10 protein-coding genes, 1 pseudogene and 1 riboswitch are annotated in these 17,108 nt (G+C 66.0%); of the genes and pseudogenes, 8 read left to right on the forward strand and 3 right to left on the reverse strand.

Annotated features, from left to right (window positions below; translation table 11 throughout):
* Window positions 1–79: 79 nt before the first annotated feature.
* Window positions 80–2,695 carry a valine--tRNA ligase gene (gene valS, locus ACQCSW_RS09630; RefSeq protein ID WP_426990525.1) on the reverse strand — a complete coding sequence of 872 codons (2,616 nt, stop codon included), beginning with the start codon at window positions 2,693–2,695 and terminating at the stop codon, window positions 80–82.
* Window positions 2,696–2,737: 42 nt separating this feature from the next.
* Between valS and ACQCSW_RS09635 the strand changes: the two are divergent.
* Both ACQCSW_RS09635 and ACQCSW_RS09640 read left to right on the forward strand, forming a co-directional pair.
* Window positions 2,738–2,896, forward strand: a pseudogene (locus ACQCSW_RS09635) (DUF488 domain-containing protein); the annotation flags it as partial.
* A 64-nt stretch (window positions 2,897–2,960) separates the two neighbouring features.
* Window positions 2,961–3,749 carry an SDR family oxidoreductase gene (locus ACQCSW_RS09640; RefSeq protein WP_426990526.1) on the forward strand — a complete coding sequence of 263 codons (789 nt, stop codon included), beginning with the start codon at window positions 2,961–2,963 and terminating at the stop codon, window positions 3,747–3,749.
* Between the two features lie 55 nt (window positions 3,750–3,804).
* Here ACQCSW_RS09640 and ACQCSW_RS09645 read toward each other — a convergent pair whose 3' ends face one another.
* Window positions 3,805–4,809, reverse strand: coding sequence for an endonuclease/exonuclease/phosphatase family protein (locus ACQCSW_RS09645; RefSeq protein ID WP_426990527.1), 1,005 nt, complete (start codon window positions 4,807–4,809; stop codon window positions 3,805–3,807).
* 355 nt (window positions 4,810–5,164) lie between these two features.
* Between ACQCSW_RS09645 and ileS the strand changes: the two genes are divergently transcribed.
* The 4 genes from ileS to ndk are packed head-to-tail and all read left to right on the forward strand — an operon-like array spanning window position 5,165 to window position 10,774.
* The gene (gene ileS, locus ACQCSW_RS09650; RefSeq protein WP_426990528.1) at window positions 5,165–8,503 is read left to right on the forward strand and encodes an isoleucine--tRNA ligase; all 3,339 of its coding nucleotides are present in this window, start codon (window positions 5,165–5,167) and stop codon (window positions 8,501–8,503) included.
* 3 nt (window positions 8,504–8,506) lie between these two features.
* On the forward strand, window positions 8,507–9,865 hold the full coding sequence (locus tag ACQCSW_RS09655; protein ID WP_426990529.1) for a bifunctional folylpolyglutamate synthase/dihydrofolate synthase: 1,359 nt from the start codon (window positions 8,507–8,509) through the stop codon (window positions 9,863–9,865).
* Between the two features lie 2 nt (window positions 9,866–9,867).
* Complete coding sequence (locus ACQCSW_RS09660) at window positions 9,868–10,314, forward strand: DUF4233 domain-containing protein (protein WP_426990530.1); 447 nt, start codon at window positions 9,868–9,870, stop codon at window positions 10,312–10,314.
* A gap of 40 nt (window positions 10,315–10,354) precedes the next feature.
* On the forward strand, window positions 10,355–10,774 hold the full coding sequence (ndk, locus tag ACQCSW_RS09665; protein WP_426990531.1) for a nucleoside-diphosphate kinase: 420 nt from the start codon (window positions 10,355–10,357) through the stop codon (window positions 10,772–10,774).
* 109 nt (window positions 10,775–10,883) lie between these two features.
* On the opposite strand, the gene ACQCSW_RS09670 is transcribed toward ndk, so the two are convergent.
* Window positions 10,884–11,558 (reverse strand): vitamin K epoxide reductase family protein, encoded by a 675-nt coding sequence (locus tag ACQCSW_RS09670; protein WP_426990532.1) that lies wholly within the window; start codon window positions 11,556–11,558, stop codon window positions 10,884–10,886.
* A gap of 454 nt (window positions 11,559–12,012) precedes the next feature.
* On the opposite strand from ACQCSW_RS09670, the gene ACQCSW_RS09675 reads away from it, so the two are divergent.
* The gene (locus ACQCSW_RS09675) at window positions 12,013–15,333 is read left to right on the forward strand and encodes an Rne/Rng family ribonuclease (RefSeq protein WP_426990533.1); all 3,321 of its coding nucleotides are present in this window, start codon (window positions 12,013–12,015) and stop codon (window positions 15,331–15,333) included.
* A 101-nt stretch (window positions 15,334–15,434) separates the two neighbouring features.
* Window positions 15,435–15,532, forward strand: a riboswitch (TPP riboswitch).
* Window positions 15,515–17,098 carry a bifunctional hydroxymethylpyrimidine kinase/phosphomethylpyrimidine kinase gene (gene thiD / locus ACQCSW_RS09680; RefSeq protein ID WP_426990534.1) on the forward strand — a complete coding sequence of 528 codons (1,584 nt, stop codon included), beginning with the start codon at window positions 15,515–15,517 and terminating at the stop codon, window positions 17,096–17,098. (Overlaps the previous riboswitch by 18 nt.)
* Window positions 17,099–17,108: the final 10 nt, after the last annotated feature.

Here is a 17,108-nt window from a genome sequence, read left to right on the forward strand (position 1 = left end):
CCACCAACGGCAAAACGCTGATGGGGCTTCCCCTTTGCCCAAAAACGGGGCGGTTGCCCCGAAACGGGGCTACATCCAGTCAGGCCTTGGGCTCCTCCGGAGCGGCCAGGACAACGTCGCTGACAGTCAGTTCGCCCTCGCCGGCCACGAGGGTCAGTTCACGGGCGTTCGAGGCCGCCTTCAGGTCGCCAAGGCCGGCCTTCAGCTGCGTGGCCAGGGATTCGGAAGCCGTAATGGTGGCGGAGAGCACCTCGGTGCGCTGCTTGACCTTGGCCTCGGACTTTGCCTTGCGGACACCGCTGAGGGCCGTGCCAACGGTGGCGAGCAGGGTGGTGTCGCCGTCCACGTCCACTGCGGTGGGCCACTGTGCACGGTGAACGGAGCCGTTGCGCCACCAGCCCCAGACCTCTTCGGTGGCGAAGGGCAGGAACGGGGCGAACAGGCGCAGCAGGGTGTCCAGGCTGGTGGCGAGTGCTGCCAGCACGGATGCCTGCTCAGAGTCGCCGGCGGCACCGTAGGCGCGGTCCTTGATGAGCTCCACGTAATCGTCCGTGAACTGCCAGAAGAAGCTCTCGGTGATCTGCAGGGCGCGGGCGTAGTCGTAGTTCTCAAACGCCTTGGTGGACTGACGCACCACCTCGGCCAGCTGGGCCAGCACGGCGCGGTCCAACGGGTTGGTCAGGACCGAAAGATCGGTGGAGACCACGGAGTTCTCCGTCGCGCCCAGGTTCAGGACGAACTTTGAGGCGTTCAGCAGCTTGATGGCCAGGCGGCGGCCGATCTTCATCTGCGCAATCTCGTAGGCCGTGTCCGCGCCGAGCTTGGCGGACGTGGCCCAGTATCGGACGGCGTCGGAGCCGAATTCGTCCAGCACGTCGGTGGGAACCACCACGTTGCCCTTGGACTTGGACATCTTCTTCCGGTCCGGGTCCAGGATCCAGCCCGAGATGGCGGCATGCTTCCATGGTGCAGCGTCCTGCAGCGCGTCAGCCTGGACCACCGAGGAGAACAGCCAGGTACGGATGATGTCGTGGCCCTGGGGCCGCAGGTCAAACGGGAACACCTTGGCGAACAGGTCCTCGTCGCGGCTCCAGCCGCCCACAATCTGCGGTGTCAGGGAAGACGTGGCCCACGTGTCCAGGATGTCGGCGTCGCCGGTGAAGCCACCCGGAACATCGCGCTGCGCCTCGTCGTAGCCCGGCGCGGCGTCGGCGGCGGGATCCACCGGCAGCTGCTCGTCCGACGGCACGATGGGCGCGTCGTACTGCGGGTTGCCGTCAGCGTCCAGCGGGTACCAGACGGGGATGGGCACACCGAAGAAGCGCTGGCGTGACACGAGCCAGTCACCGTTCAGTCCCGAAATCCAGTTCTCGAAGCGGGAGCGCATAAAGGCGGGGTGGAAGTCGATCTCGTGGCCGCGCGCAATCAGGCGTGCACGGCGCTCTTCGTCGCGGCCACCGTTGCGGTAGTACCACTGGCGTGAGGTGACAACCTCGAGGGGCTTGTCGCCCTTTTCGTAGAAGTTCACGGGGTGCATGATCTTCTTCGGCTCGCCGTCGATCAGGTCTTCGGCAGCCAGGAGCTCCACCACCGCTTCCTTGGCGCTGAAAACTGTCTTGCCCGCGATGGCTTCGTAGGCGGCGCGGCCGGGATCGGTGGTGATCCAGTCCGGGGTGTCGCCGATGATCCGGCCGTCCCGGCCCACGATGGCGCGGGTGGGCAGCTGGAGTTCCCGCCACCAGGTGACGTCAGTGAGGTCACCGAAGGTGCATACCATGGCGATGCCGGAGCCCTTGTCCGCCTTAGCCAGAGGGTGGGCCTTGACCTCAACCTCAACACCGAAGACCGGGGACGTGACCTTCTTGCCGAACAGCGGCTGGTACCGCTCGTCGTCGGGGTTTGCCACGAGGGCGGCGCAGGCTGCCAGCAGTTCAGGGCGGGTGGTCTCGACGTAGATCTTTTCGCCGTCTTCAGTGAAGAACGGGTAGCGGTAGTACGCGCCGGCAACTTCGCGGTCTTCGAGTTCCGCCTGGGCCACGGCCGTGCGGAAGGTGATGTCCCACAGCGTGGGGGCCTCGGCCATGTAGGCGTCGCCCGCTGCCAGGTTGGCCAGGAAGGCGCGCTGGGAGACTTCGCGGGAGGCGTCATCGATGGTCCGGTACGTCAGCTGCCAGTCCACGGAAAGACCGAGCTGCTGGAACAGGCTTTCGAAGACCTTCTCGTCCTCCACCGCCAGTTCTTCACACAGCTCGATGAAGTTCCGGCGCGAGACGACGTCGAAATCGCGCTGGTTCTTGGCGGGCTGGGACGGGGCGCGGTAGCCGGCGTCGTAAGGGATGGCCGGATCGCAGCGCACGCCGTAGTAGTTCTGCACGCGGCGCTCGGTGGGCAGGCCGTTGTCATCCCAACCCATGGGGTAGAACACGTTCTTGCCGATCATCCGCTGGTAGCGGGCCAGCACGTCAGTCTGCGTAAAGGAGAACATGTGCCCCACGTGCAGGGAGCCCGACGCGGTGGGCGGGGGAGTGTCGATCGAGTAGACCTGCTCCCGGGTTGTGTCCGGGTTGAACTTGTAGGTCCCTTCGGCAAGCCAGCGCTGCGTGAGGGCAGCTTCGAGCCCCTCAAGGGCGGGCTTGTCCGGAACGTTGATAGGGGCGGTGGAGGGCGTGTCTGTACCCTGAGTGTCTTCAGCCATCTGGCAATTGTTTCATGTTCCGGTGGCGCGGCCTGCCGTAGCATGCGGGAGATGGGCGCAACGGCGGAGACTTTTGGGATCAAGCGCATCTATGACGCGCCGGCGGTCGACGACGGCTGCCGGGTTCTGGTGGACAGGCTCTGGCCCCGCGGGGTCAGCAAGGAAGCCGCTCAACTGGACCTCTGGCTGAAGGACATTGCACGCACGGGTACTACTCGAGTTCATACTCGGGCACCCATAGCGGCGATGCCGTTAGGGTGGTGCCATGACTGAGGATTCACGCAACACAGCAGCACAAAACGCTTCACTCCAGAACAGGGCGGCAGTCGTCACGGGCGCCAGCACAGGCATCGGCGAGGCGACGGTGCGGGCACTGCGGGCGGACGGCTGGACGGTGTTCGCGGTGGCACGCCGCGCCGAACGGCTGGCCGCGCTGGAAGCTGAAACCGGCGCCGTCGGAATTCCCGCGGACATCACCAAGGACGACGACGTCACCGGGCTGCTTGCCCGTGTCACCGAAGCGGGGGGCGTGGGGACGCTCATCAACATCGCAGGCGGGGCGCGGGGCGCTGACCTGGTGGGCGCTGCCAACACTGAGGACTGGGAGTGGATGTACCGGGTCAACGTCCTCGGCACCATGAAGCTCACCCGAGCGTTCCTGCCGATGCTCCGCACCAACGGCGAAGGCACTGTCCTGAACCTGACGTCAACCGCCGGACTGGTGGCCTACGAGGGCGGCGGCGGCTACAACGCCGCCAAGTTTGCCCAGCACGCACTGACAGGCGCGCTCCGGCTGGAGGAGGCGGAGCACAACATCCGTGTCATTGAGGTGGCCCCCGGACTGGTCCACACCGAGGAGTTCGCCCTCAACCGGCTCGGTGACAAGGGCGCTGCGGCGAAGGTCTACCAGGGCGTTGAGAAGCCCCTGACTGCAGCCGACGTCGCAGACGTGGTGCGCTACGCCGTGAGCGCGCCCCACCACGTCAACCTGGACCAGATTGTGATCCGGCCCGTTGCACAGGCCGCCAACCACAAGCTGATCCGCAAAGGCTGAACTGATCCGAAACGGGTGATCAGCGGGACGGCCTCGCGGCGTGGTTGACCGGTGCTTAGGTGGCCGGGATGGTGAGCGTGGCCATGACTGCGGCGTGATCCGTTCCCGGCACCTGCCGGACCTGGTAGCCGGTGCTCCCCACCTGCGGTGTCGTCACCAGATGGTCGATCGTAATACCTGGCAGCAGCGGACCTTCCATGGGCCAGGTGGGCGTGAGACGCGACCCGGACGCTGTCCCGACATCAACCAGTCCTGGACCGTCCGGGCCCGTGCCAAGGAGCGCCCGGAACTCGGCGTGGTCATACGTAGCGTTGAAATCACCGATCAACAGCCGGTTACCCGGCCGTTCGGCCACCCTGCCCACCGCCGCCAGGTCGCTTCGCCACTGGGCAACCCTGACATCCACTGGCGGCAGCACATGGACGTTAGTCACCTCCAGCACGGCCACCACGCCGTGCTCCTCAGCCATGACACGGACGGTCGGCATCTTGAACGGGGTGTCCGGCACATGGCCGACCAGTTCCATCGGATAGCGCGAGTACACGGCGCTGCCACCGGCGTCGTTAGTCGGTTCGCTGATCCGGTACGGCAGCACCACGTCCAGGCCTGCCGCGGAAAGTCTGTCCTGAAGCCCCAGCGTGTGTTCCTGGACCGTCAGCAGGGCCACGCCGTTATCCCTGACAAGACGAACGATCCCGCCGGCGTCGGCCTCGCCGAACTCTGAATTAATGTTCATAACCGTCAGCGGCACGGTGGCGCCAGCCCACGCAGCAGCAGGACGCGTTGTGTCCGAAGGGAAAAGCCAGAACGCCTGGCACAGCAGCAGCACGCCGGCGGACAACTGCAGCCACCTGCTCCGCCCCACAACCGCCAGGGCCACGGCCACTGCAGCGGGAACCGCCAGCCACGGTGTGAAGGACAGCAGTTGGACTGCGAGCACCGGCCATTCGACCGGGACTGCCCGGAGCACTGACAGGACCAGCACCGGCAACGTGGCCAGGAGTGCCAGCCAACGGCAGGCCGCAGCCATGGCTGTGGAGCGGCGGGCGGAAGCAGTCATGGCTACGAGTCTAGGCAAACAGGACCGCGCAGGAGAATGGCGGTGGACAGCCCGGCGATAGTAGACTGAAAGCTGGCTACGACCCGGCTATCACCGGTGAGCTTCCGGAAGAACGCACTGACCGCCAGGCATCTGGCAGCCGGTGTCACTAGAACCGGACGGGTAAGCCCGTCACAGCAGTAATGAGCGGCCGGCGTAACACCAGCTCCCCCGGAGCGTGGTGGAGTGACGGTAAGTGAGGTGGTACCGCGGCAAGCGTGCAGTCCCAGGACTGCACAGGAGCCGTCCTCGCATCCTGAACGGAATCGGACAGCAACGGCTGAACGGTTCACCAGCTCAACCCAGGATGTCGAGAATGACGTATTACCCCAAAGCCTCAGCTTCCCCTTCGGCTACTGTTTCGAGCGGCGCTGCCGCTGGTGTCTCCGCCTCCGTGAAGTTCCCGGAGATCGAAGAGCGCATCCTGAAGTACTGGGACCGGGACGGCACCTTCCAGGCCAGCATCGACCAGCGCAGCGCCGACGCCCCCGGCGGGCAGCCCGGCAGCAACGAATTCGTCTTCTATGACGGCCCTCCCTTCGCCAACGGTCTGCCGCACTACGGCCACCTCCTGACCGGGTACGCCAAGGACCTCGTAGGCCGCTACCAGACCCAGCGCGGCCGCCGGGTGGAACGCCGCTTCGGCTGGGACACCCACGGACTTCCTGCCGAGCTGGAAGCCATGAAGCAGCTGGGCATGACGGACAAAACGCAGATCGAGGCCATGGGCATCGACAAGTTCAACGACGCCTGCCGTGCCTCCGTGATGAAGTACGCGGATGAGTGGAAGAGCTACGTCACCCGCCAGGCCCGCTGGGTGGACTTCGACAACGACTACAAGACGCTCAACGTCGAATACATGGAATCGGTCCTGTGGGCCTTCAAGCAGCTGCACGAAAAAGGCCTGACGTACAACGGCTACCGTGTGCTGCCGTATTGCTGGAAGGACGAGACGCCGCTGTCCAACCATGAACTGCGCATGGACGACGACGTCTACAAGAACCGCCAGGACCAGACAGTCACGGTGACGTTCCCCATCACGGCAGGGGAGACGGAGCTGTCGAAGCAGCTCGCGGGCGTCCAGGCGCTCGCCTGGACCACCACGCCCTGGACGCTGCCCACCAACCTGGCGCTCGCCGTCGGGCCTTCCATCACCTATGCCGTGCTGCCCGCCGGACCCAACGGCGTCAAGGCGGCGTCTCCGGACGCGCCGGTCACCGGCAGTTTCCTCCTGGCCGCTGACCTGCTGGCTGTTTACGCCAAGGACCTGGGCTATGAGGATGCGGACTCCGCCGAGGCCGCCGTGACGTCAACCCACACCGGCGCCGAACTCGAGGGCCTGGCCTACCAGCCGCTCTGGAACGACTTCAGCGACGCCGAAAAGTACGGCACCCAGAACGCCTGGCGCTTCCTCGTGGCCGACTACGTCACCACCACCGACGGCACCGGCATCGTCCACCAGGCCCCCGCCTACGGTGAAGACGACCAGAAGGTCTGTGAAGAGGCCGGCATCCCGGTGGTCCTTTCCGTGGATGAAGGCGCCAAGTTCCTGCCGCTGTTCAGCCACGGCGACCTGCACGACATCGTGGGCCTGCAGGTGTTCGAGGCCAACAAGCCCATCACCCAGGTGCTGCGGGCCCAGGGCCGGCTGGTCCGCCAGGCCAGCTATGAGCACAGCTACCCGCACTGCTGGCGCTGCCGCAACCCCCTGATCTACCGCGCCGTGTCCTCCTGGTACGTGGAAGTCACCAAGTTCAAGGACCGCATGTCCGAACTGAACCAGGACATCAACTGGATCCCCGGCAACGTCAAGGACGGCCAGTTCGGCAAGTGGCTCGCCAACGCCCGCGACTGGTCCATCAGCCGCAACCGCTACTGGGGCAGCCCCATCCCGGTGTGGCAGTCCAGCGACCCCGAATACCCGCGCACCGACGTCTACGGCTCCCTGGCCGAAATCGAGGCCGACTTCGGCCGCCTGCCGCTGAACAAGGCCGGCCAGGTTGACCTGCACCGCCCGTTCATCGACGAATTGACCCGCCCAAACCCGGACGATCCACGGACCCCCGAAGAGGGCCAGTCCGTGATGCGCCGCGTGGAGGACGTCCTGGACGTCTGGTTCGACTCCGGCTCCATGCCGTACGGCCAGGTGCACTACCCGTTCCAGAACGAAGCCTGGTTCGACACGCACAACCCGGCGGACTTCATCGTGGAGTACATCGGGCAGGCCCGCGGCTGGTTCTACATGCTGCACATCCTGTCCACGGCACTGTTTGACCGTCCGGCCTTCCGGAACGTCATCAGCCACGGCATCGTGCTGGGCTCCGACGGGCAGAAGATGTCCAAGAGCCTGCGCAACTACCCGGACGTGTCCGAGGTCCTGGACCGCGACGGTTCCGACGCCATGCGCTGGTTCCTGATGTCCAGCCCGATCCTGCGCGGCGGCAACCTGGTGGTCACCGAACAGGGAATCCGCGACGGCGTCCGCCAGGTCATCCTGCCGCTGTGGAACGTGTACAGCTTCTTCACGCTCTACACGAACGCCGCCGATGGCGGGCGTGGATACAACGCGAAGCTCCGGTACGACGGCTACGCCGACACCCTGGACCAGTACCTGCTGGCCAACACCGGCGACCTGGTCCGCAACATGACCGCACAGCTGGACAGCTACGACATCTCCGGTGCCTGTGACGAGCTCCGCAGCTACCTGGACATGCTCACCAACTGGTATGTCCGCCGCAGCCGCCAGCGCTTCTTTGACGAGAGCATTGACGCGTTCGACGCGCTCTACACAGCGCTGGAAACCGTGTCCCGCGTGGCCGCCTCGCTGCTGCCGCTGGTCTCCGAGGAGATCTGGCGCGGCCTCACCGGCGGCCGCTCCGTGCACCTGGCTGACTGGCCGGACGCTGACCTGTTCCCGGCCAACGCTTCGCTGGTGGAAGCGATGGACCGCGTGCAGCAGATCTGCTCCACCGGATCTTCGCTGCGCAAGGCCGCCAACCTGCGCGTGCGGCTGCCGTTGCAGGAACTGACCGTTGTGGCACCCGGCGCGGATGCCCTCGGAGGCTTCGCCGCCGTCGTCGCTGATGAACTGAACCTGCGCTCCGTGCGCCTGCTGGACGCCGAGAGCGCCTCCCCGGAGGAGTTCGGCATCGAGCAGAAGCTCGTGGTCAACGCCCGCGCCGCGGGACCGCGCCTGGGCAAGAACGTCCAGCAGGCCATCAAGGGCGCCAAGTCCGGTGACTGGTCGGTTTCCGATGCTGGAGTGGTCATCGCCGGAGGCCTGGAGCTGGAACCCCAGGAATACACCCTGGAGACAGTGGTGACAGGGTCAGAGGGCGGTACTGCCGTTGCCAGAAAAGCCGTAGCTGTCCTGCCGGGCGGCGGCTTTGTGGTGCTCAACACCGAGGTCACGCCCGAACTTGAGGCCGAAGGGACTGCACGCGACATGGTCCGCGCCATCCAGCAGGCACGCAAGGACGCCGGACTGAACGTGAGCGACCGGATCCGGACCACCGTCACGGCCGTTCCCACCCTGCTGGACGCACTGCTGGCGAACGCCGAGCTGGTCAAGACCGAAACCCTGACCCTGGAGCTGGCCACAGTTCCGGCTGAGTCAGGCGAACCACGCATCACCGTTGAAAAAGCAGAGGCCTGAGCTATGACTGACGAATTCTCCGTGGAAAGTGTCTACGCCGAGCTGCTGGGGCGTGCACCGGAAAACAAGATGGAGCCGCGTCTCGCGCCGCTGTTCCGGGCTATGGACGTGCTGGGGGAGCCCAATAAGGCGTTCCCGATCATCCATGTGACCGGCACCAACGGCAAGACCTCCACGGCCCGGATGATTGAGGCCGGACTGCGCGCGCACGGCCTGAGCACCGGCCGCTACACCAGCCCGCACCTGTCCAAAGTCACCGAGCGGATCAGCATCGACGGCCACCCCGTCTCTGATGAAACGTTCGTCCGGATCTGGGACGAAATCCGCCCGTACCTCCAGATCGTCGACGACGAACTTACCGCGGCGGGGGAGCCCCGGCTCACGTACTTCGAGTGCCTGACCATCCTGGGCTTCGCGATCTTCGCGGACCAGCCCGTCAACGTGGCCGTGATCGAGGTGGGCCTGGGCGGCATCACCGATGCCACCAACGTTGGCGACGGCTTGGTTTCGGTGGTCACCCCCATCTCCCTGGACCATACCGACCTGCTGGGCGATACCACCGAGGACATTGCCTACGAGAAGGCCGGCATCATCAAGCCCGGCGGTTACCTCATCAGTGCCTCGCAGCCCGTTGATGCTGCGCAGGTGCTGCTTGAGAAAGCCAAGGACGTGGCAGTCCCGTTCCGGTTTGAAGGCGTCGAGTTCGGCGTCGAATCCCGGACGGTTGCCGTGGGCGGCCAGGTGGTGAGCATCCAGGGCATCGCCGGCCGGTACCCGGAACTGCTGCTGCCGCTGCACGGCGCGCACCAGGCCCAGAACGCCGCAGTGGCTGTGGCAGCCCTCGAGGCCTTCTTCGGCGGCGAGAAGGAACTTGACGCCGAGGTGCTCCAGGAAGCCTTCGCGTCCGTCACGTCCCCGGGCCGCCTTGAGGTTGTCCGCACGGCACCGACCATCATCGTGGACGCGGCCCACAACCCGGACGGCATCAGGGTCTCGGCCGAGGCCATCCAGGAGGCCTTCACCTTCACCCGGCTTGTGCCGGTAGTGGGAGTCCTGAAGGAGAAGGACGCCGAGGAGATCCTGCGCCAGCTCAAGGAATCCCTGGGCGACATCGCCCAGGAATACTGCTTTACCCAGTCCAACTCGCCACGGGCAGTGCCCGCGGCCGAACTGGCCGAACTGGCCGTGGAAATGGGCTTCGGCGAAGATAACATCCACATCGCGGAGAAACTCGACGATGCCCTCGAATGGGCTGTGGAACGCGCCGAAGCCAACGATGACCTCTCCGGCGGCGTCCTGGTCACGGGGTCCATCACCCTGGTGGCGGAAGCCCGGATCCTGCTCGGAAAGACGGAGGCCTAGCCGTGGCCAAGCTGACCAAGGCCCAACGTGAATGGCGTCCGGGAATGCCCAAGAAGCGCCGGTCCACCAAGGTGATGTTTGCCTCCACCGTCCTGCTGCTTGAGGCGTTTGTGGTGTTCTTCGCAACGCTGGCCGTCTTTGGGCTCAAGCGCGGTGAGTTTCCGCCGGCGCTGATCCTGGGGATCGGCATCGCACTGAGCGTAGTGATGATCCTGGCCTGTGCGGTGCTGTCCAAGCCGTGGGGCGTGGGACTGGGCTGGGTCCTGCAGATTGTGCTGATCCTGACGGGCATCGTTGAGCCCATGATGTTCCTGGTTGGCGCGCTGTTCGGCCTGGCCTGGTGGTATGGAATCCGCACCGGCATCAGGATCGATTCCGAGGCCGCCCGGCGCGAACGCGAACAGGCCGAGTGGAACGCGTCGCACGGGGACGCCCCGGAAGCCTCGTAGAATTGTTCCGAAACCCACCCCCTTACGCATTGGAGCAGCTATGACCATTGAGCGCACCCTGGTACTGATCAAGCCCGACGGCGTCGCCCGCAACCTCAGTGGCGCCATCCTGGGCCGGATAGAGGCCAAGGGCTACACCCTCGCTGAACTGAAGAAGGTTGAGGCCAGCCGGGAACTGCTGGAGCAGCACTACGAAGAGCACGTGGGCAAGCCGTTCTACGAGCCCCTCGTTGAATTTATGCTGAGCGGACCGGTTGTCGCCGCGATCTTCGAAGGCCACCGCGTCATCGAGGGCTTCCGGTCCCTCGCCGGCACCACCGACCCCACCACGGCAGCTCCCGGCACCATCCGTGGTGACTTCGGCCGCGACTGGGGCTTGAAGGTCCAGCAGAACCTGGTCCACGGCTCCGACTCTGTGGACTCGGCCGAGCGCGAAATCAAGATCTGGTTCCAGGACTAAATCCAGCACCCACCAAGTAAAGGCGCGAACTGGCACGTAATACCCTCAAATCCGAGATTTGAGGGTATTACGTGCCAGTTCGCGCCTTTTGTGCGTATTGTGGGGCGGCTTAGAAGCCCGAGGTTCCGGCAAACACCTGGATGAAGGCGAAGAAGATCGTGGCGATGACCGCCACGTAGAGCAGCGCCGTGATGATCCAGCCCGAGTCGCCGAAAACCCTTGCCGCACCGGCCGGGACGGGGATGATGCCGTGGACGACGTTGCGGATGGTTACCCAGACGAAGAGTGGGATCATCGCGGCCCAGACGATCATGCAGTACGGGCACAGGACGTGGATGTCGTAAAGTGCCTGGGACCAGAGCCACACCACAAACGCGAAGCCGAGTGTGACGCCGGCCTGGAGTCCTGTCCAGTACCAGCGGGCGAAGGTGGCGCCGGACAGCAGGGCCATGCCCACGGTGATGATGACGGCGAACGCGACGATGCCAATAAACATGTTGGGGAACCCGAACACCGAGCTCTGCCACGTCTGCATGACCTGACCGCATGAGATCCACGGATTAACGTCGCAGGCCGTTACGTGATTCGGATCCTCGAGGACGGCGAGCTTTTCCAGGACCAGCGTTCCCGAGGCCAGCCAGCCGATGGCGCCGGTGATGACCATCAGCCAGCCGAGCGGCCGGTTACGCGCCATCGGCGGCACAGTCCCGGGCGTGGCGGGCAACGGCTCCGCCGCAGGGGAGGCAGCCGGCGTGTCGGTGCCGTGGGAGGAAATGCTGGGCATGGTGTGTGGCGTCCTTTGCTTCGGGTGCTCCTTGCCCCGATTGTAACGCCGTTGGCTGGAAGCAGCATTCAGTCAGCGGCCTCACGGACTGATCCGTTGCCCGTGGTTCCGCCGTCTTTCAGCCCGGGTGTGAGAGAATGAACATGGCTGGAGGCCGACCCACATTCGGACTCCGGTCCGGTGGCTTGTTTCAAGACCGCCAATGATGAGCAGGGCAGGCTTCGGATTCTCTGATCCGGCTTCCCGCAATTCCATTGGTCGGCACCTGGTTGTGGCGTGTAGAACAACGGGTTTCAGGACACAGCCGACGGCTCCCACGGGCTGCCGCACCCCTCTGCCGGTGCGAACCTGGGAGTATCCACTTGACTTCTGTCAACGCCTGCGGGTTTTGACAATATGTGCCCCAATGGGTGCCGGATGTGGCGGTACGTCAGGGGCAGGAGTGTTGCCACATATGGAAAACGAACAAGCACCAGCCGTTAATGATGAAGCCGCCGTCGAGGTTGCGGAAGCGCCCAAGAAGGCCACCCGGACGCGTCGGAAGGCAGCGCCGAAGGCCGCAGAGACCGCACCAGTGACTGACGCTGCCGCCCAGGCTGTGCCTGCAGCAGACGCCGCGGTCCCGGCCGCTGAGGACGCCGCACCGGAACCTAAGGCGCCGGTTCGCCGGACCCGCGCACGTAAGAAGGTGGACAGCGCCGAACCGTTGCCGGCTTTCGCTGTTGAAGCCGCGGAAGCACCTGCCGCCGCCGTGGTTGCCGAGCCCGCCGCCGTGGAGGCTGACGCCGTCGAACCCGCGGCCGACGCCGCAGCCCCTGAGGCTGCCGCCGAGACCAAGCCTGTCCGCCGTCGCCGCGTTGCCACACGCAAAACCTCGGCCCCCGACGTTGCTTCCGCGGCTGCAGAACAAGGAGCTCCTGAGGAGCAGGCAGCCCCTGAAGCTGCAGCAGCGCCGGCCCCGGAAGCGCAGGAAGTCGCTGCTGCGGAGGCCGCCGCAACCGCAGCAACCGCCGTCGCCCCCGCCAACGCTGCTGCTCCGGCCGACGAACCACCTGCTGCTCAGCCTGCCAGCCCGTTCAGTTCACTGTTCCTCGAGCCGGTGTCCACCACGTCGGTCCTGTTCCAGGCCCCTGACCTCAGCACCGCGGTCCGGCCCGCACCGGCCGCAGCCGTGGAAGAACCGGAAGCGGACGACGCCGAAGACGGCGAAGAGGACGACGCCAACGGCCGCCGCCGGCGCCGCAGCCGTGGCCGCCGCGGGCGCAGCCGCACCGGCGACAGCGATGCTGATGCCGACACCGAAGGCGACGACGGCGCAGTCGAAGAAGCAGATGAGGAATCCGCCGGACAGGCCGATGAGGGCGTGACGTCCCGCCGTCGTCGTCGCCGCCGCCGCGGCGACCAGGACCTGGAGCTGACCGGGGGAGAGGGCGATGACCCGCCCAACACGGTGACCCGTGTCCGCGCGCCGCGCGCCGCGACCGAAGCGCCGGTCAACAACCGCGTCACGTCCGTCAAGGGCTCCACCCGCCTCGAAGCCAAGAAGCAGCGCCGCCGCGAATCCCGCGACACCGGCCGCCGCCGCACCGTCATCACCGAGGCCGAGTTCCTGGCCCGCCGTGAATCCGTTGACCGGCAGATGATCGTCCGCCAGCGCGACGACAGAATCCAGATCGGCGTCCTCGAAGACGGCGTCCTGGCCGAGCACTTTGTCTCCAAGACCCAGCAGGACTCCCTGATCGGCAACGTCTACCTCGGCAAGGTGCAGAACGTCCTGCCGTCCATGGAAGCGGCGTTTGTTGACATCGGACGCGGCCGCAACGCCGTCCTGTACGCCGGTGAAGTGAACTGGGAGGCCGTTAACCTCGAAGGCAAGCAGCGCCGGATCGAGAATGCGCTGAAGTCCGGGGACACCGTGCTGGTCCAGGTCACCAAGGATCCTGTGGGCCACAAGGGCGCACGCCTGACCAGCCAGATCTCCCTGCCCGGCCGCTACCTCGTCTACGTGCCCGGCGGCTCCATGACCGGCATCTCCCGTAAGTTGCCCGACGTCGAACGCAACCGTCTCAAGCGCATCCTCAAGGACCGCCTGCCCGAGCACGCCGGCGTCATCGTCCGCACCGCCGCCGAAGGAGCTTCGGAAGAGGAGCTCACGCACGACATCAACCGCCTGCGGGCGCAGTGGGAGGGCATCGAAGGCCAGTCCACGTCCACCAAGATCCTCGCGCCGGAGCTGCTCTACGGCGAACCTGACCTCACCATCAAGGTGGTCCGTGATGTCTTCAACGAGGACTTCTCGAAGCTGATCGTCTCCGGTGAAGAGGCCTGGGACACCATCGAGGCCTACGTCACCTACGTTGCCCCCGACCTCGTGGGCCGCCTGGAAAAGTGGACCAAGGACCAGGACATCTTTGCCGCGTGGCGGATCGACGAGCAGATCCACAAGGCCTTGGAACGCAAGGTCTTCCTGCCTTCCGGCGGCTCGCTGGTCATCGACCGCACCGAAGCCATGACCGTGGTGGACGTCAACACCGGCAAGTTCACCGGCAGCGGCGGCAACCTCGAGGAAACCGTCACCAAGAACAACCTTGAGGCAGCTGAAGAAGTGGTCCGGCAGCTCCGTCTCCGCGACATCGGCGGCATCATCGTCATCGACTTCATCGACATGGTCCTCGAATCCAACCGCGACCTGGTCCTCCGCCGCATGGTGGAATGCCTGGGCCGCGACCGTACCAAGCACCAGGTGGCCGAAGTGACTTCGCTGGGCCTCGTGCAGATGACGCGCAAGCGGATGGGCACCGGGCTCCTGGAAGTCTTCGGGGAGCAGTGCGAAACCTGTGCAGGCCGCGGAATCGTCACCCACAACGACCCCGTGGAACACCGCCGCGCCAACACCGTAGCCGCCGAGCACCACGTGCAGCGCGCGGATCACCGCCCTGACAGCCAGCGCACAGACAACCTGCGCAGCGACACACAGCGCACCGACAGCCAGCGCCCGGACAGCCAGCCGGGTGGCCGCACTGACCGGAAGCGCCGCCGCGGACGCGGCGGCCAGCCGCTGGAATCTGCACCGGCAGCTCCGGTGCAGATCCACACGGTCCACCCGGAACCGAGTGACGCCGAGCGCCATGCCAAGGCTGAGGCCACGCGGGCAGCGCTTGCGAACATTGCGGCCGCAGCCCACGCTGCGCACATGCACGACGACGAAGTGGCTCACGCATCAGCCGCCGCGGGCCAGCTGCCCGCTGCGCCGGTGCAGGCTCCGGCTGAGCGGTCCGAGACGGACTCCAACGGCCGCCCGGCAGCTGTGCTGACGTTCGGCGGCGAGCGGGTAGTGCTGCCGTTCGTAGAGCACCACGAAGACCATCCGCACGCACCTGCCCTGACACTTGACCGCCTCGCGGAGGCCTTCGCCCACCTTGGCGAGCCGGCCCCTGTAGCGGAAAGCAAGCCGTCGGCAGTCCAGGCAACTGAAAGCCAGCCGGCCGAACCTGCCCGTCAGCAGCAGCAGCCTGCCGTGGCGGAGAAGGACTACTCCGACCACACCGAGCAGCCCCGCGCCCGCCGTCCGCGGCGTAACCGGAGTGCCAGTCGTGCCCAGGGCGCAGCCAACGCCACGTCCGTGGAGCATCACGAAGCCGTTCCGGGGGCTGCCGCTGGACACATGCATGCCGCCAAGGCCCCGGAGCCCGTCAGGGCTCCTGTGGCTGACAAGCCGGCGGTCACCAATGCGCCTATCATCCTGGGCGTAGGGGTTCCGGCCTCGGAGCTCTGACCGAACACTAGGGCGAGCCAATACAGCGGCGCCCGGACGTGCCTGTGGATCACAGGCTGCGTCCGGGCGTCCGGCGTTAAGTCCCGAGGAACGCTAGGCTGGTGACTGACACGGGGTGCCGCGCAGAGAGCCGGCTGAGATCCACACCCGTTGAACCTGTCCGGTTAGCACCGGCGAAGGGATGTCTCCTTTGGCTTCAACTTCTGTCCTTCCTCCTGCAACGCCCCCAACCACGGCAACCCCCGCTGAGGTCCGGCCTGCACTAGGCCGCTCTTCTGCGGTCCAGGTGCTGCGTGAGGTCCCCCGTGTGCTGTCCATTGCCGGCTCGGATCCCTCAGGTGGCGCGGGCGTCCAGGCCGACCTCAAAAGCATTGCGGCTCTTGGCGGCTACGGCATGGCGGCCATCACCGCTCTGACAGTCCAAAACACGCAGGGGGTCCAGGCGGTTCACGTCCCGCCGGCGACCTTCCTGGGCCAGCAGCTCGATGCCATCAGCGACGACATCACCATCGACGCGGTCAAGATCGGCATGCTGGGCGACGCTGCGGTGATTGGCGTGGTGCGGGACTGGCTGGAAAGGGTGCGTCCCGCCGTCGTCGTTCTTGATCCTGTGATGGTGGCCACCAGCGGAGACCGGCTGCTGCACGAGTCTGCCGAGGCAGCCCTGCGGGGGCTGCTCCCGCTCGCGGACCTGATCACCCCAAACCTGGCCGAACTGGCCATCCTGGTGGGGGAGCCGCAGGCGCGGGATTGGCCTGATGCGCTCGGGCAAGGGCAGCGGTTGTCCGCCGCGACCGGTGCCACCGTCCTGGTCAAGGGCGGCCATCTCGACGGCGGTGCGTGCCCGGATGCCCTGGTCAACGCCGCCGGGCTGCTCGCCCAGGAGGTGGTGGAAGTGAGCGGGGACAGGATCCCCACCCGCAACAGTCACGGCACCGGCTGCTCGCTGTCGTCGGCCATGGCTACGGCTCAGGCCAGGCTGGGGGACTGGGAGGCCGCACTGCGGAAAGTTAAGCCTTGGCTGGTTGGCGCGCTGCAGGCCTCGGACCAGTTGGAGGTGGGCGGGGGCCAGGGCCCCATCAACCACTTCCATCACATGCAGGAGGTTCCGGCAGTCGGGGAATTCGCTCAGACGCTGCGGCGGGCGTCGGCACCGGATCTGGAGGCCATCTACGGACTGGACTTCATCCGCGACCTTGCGGCCGGCACGTTGGCTGAAGAACAGTTCGCCTATTACCTCGCCCAGGATGCCATTTACCTCAACGGCTATTCGCGCGTCCTCGCCCGGGCCAGTGCGCTGGCCCCCACGGAAGCTGCCCAGCTGTTCTGGGCAAAGTCGGCCCGGCAATGCCTTGAGGTCGAATCTGAACTGCACCGCACGTGGCTGAGCACCAGGACCGTGGAATCCGTCCTTGGACCTGTCACCAAGTCCTATGTGGACCACCTGCTGGCAGCCTCGGCCTCCGGCAGTTACGCGGTCCTCATGGCGGCGGTGCTGCCGTGCTTCTGGTTGTACGCCGAGGTGGGGCAGACCCTCCACGCGGAGTTCCTGGCTGCCGCTGCACCGGCGGCGCATCCTTATGCTGACTGGCTGCGTGCCTATGCTGACGACGACTTCGCGCAGGCCACCCGCGACGCGATCGCCTTGGCTGATGATGCCGGACGAGGCGCATCCGCGGCTGAACGTGCGGCGATGCTGGTGGCGTTCAGGCAGTCATGCCGGTTCGAAGTGGAATTCTTCGACGCGCCGCGTATTCACGCCTGACGGTCTTGGG

Origin of the sequence: Pseudarthrobacter sp. Y6, from assembly GCF_050156205.1 — a bacterium.
Classification (GTDB): Bacteria; Actinomycetota; Actinomycetes; order Actinomycetales; family Micrococcaceae; genus Arthrobacter.

Bases quoted from the DNA above. Each gene is read 5' to 3' on its own strand.
- valS (WP_426990525.1), bottom strand. From the start codon at position 2,695: ATGGCTGAAGACACTCAGGGTACAGACACGCCCTCCACCGCCCCTATC.
- ACQCSW_RS09640 (WP_426990526.1), top strand. From the start codon at position 2,961: ATGACTGAGGATTCACGCAACACAGCAGCACAAAACGCTTCACTCCAG.
- ACQCSW_RS09645 (WP_426990527.1), bottom strand. From the start codon at position 4,809: ATGACTGCTTCCGCCCGCCGCTCCACAGCCATGGCTGCGGCCTGCCGT.
- ileS (WP_426990528.1), top strand. From the start codon at position 5,165: ATGACGTATTACCCCAAAGCCTCAGCTTCCCCTTCGGCTACTGTTTCG.
- ACQCSW_RS09655 (WP_426990529.1), top strand. From the start codon at position 8,507: ATGACTGACGAATTCTCCGTGGAAAGTGTCTACGCCGAGCTGCTGGGG.
- ndk (WP_426990531.1), top strand. From the start codon at position 10,355: ATGACCATTGAGCGCACCCTGGTACTGATCAAGCCCGACGGCGTCGCC.
- ACQCSW_RS09670 (WP_426990532.1), bottom strand. From the start codon at position 11,558: ATGCCCAGCATTTCCTCCCACGGCACCGACACGCCGGCTGCCTCCCCT.
- ACQCSW_RS09675 (WP_426990533.1), top strand. From the start codon at position 12,013: ATGGAAAACGAACAAGCACCAGCCGTTAATGATGAAGCCGCCGTCGAG.
- thiD (WP_426990534.1), top strand. From the start codon at position 15,515: ATGTCTCCTTTGGCTTCAACTTCTGTCCTTCCTCCTGCAACGCCCCCA.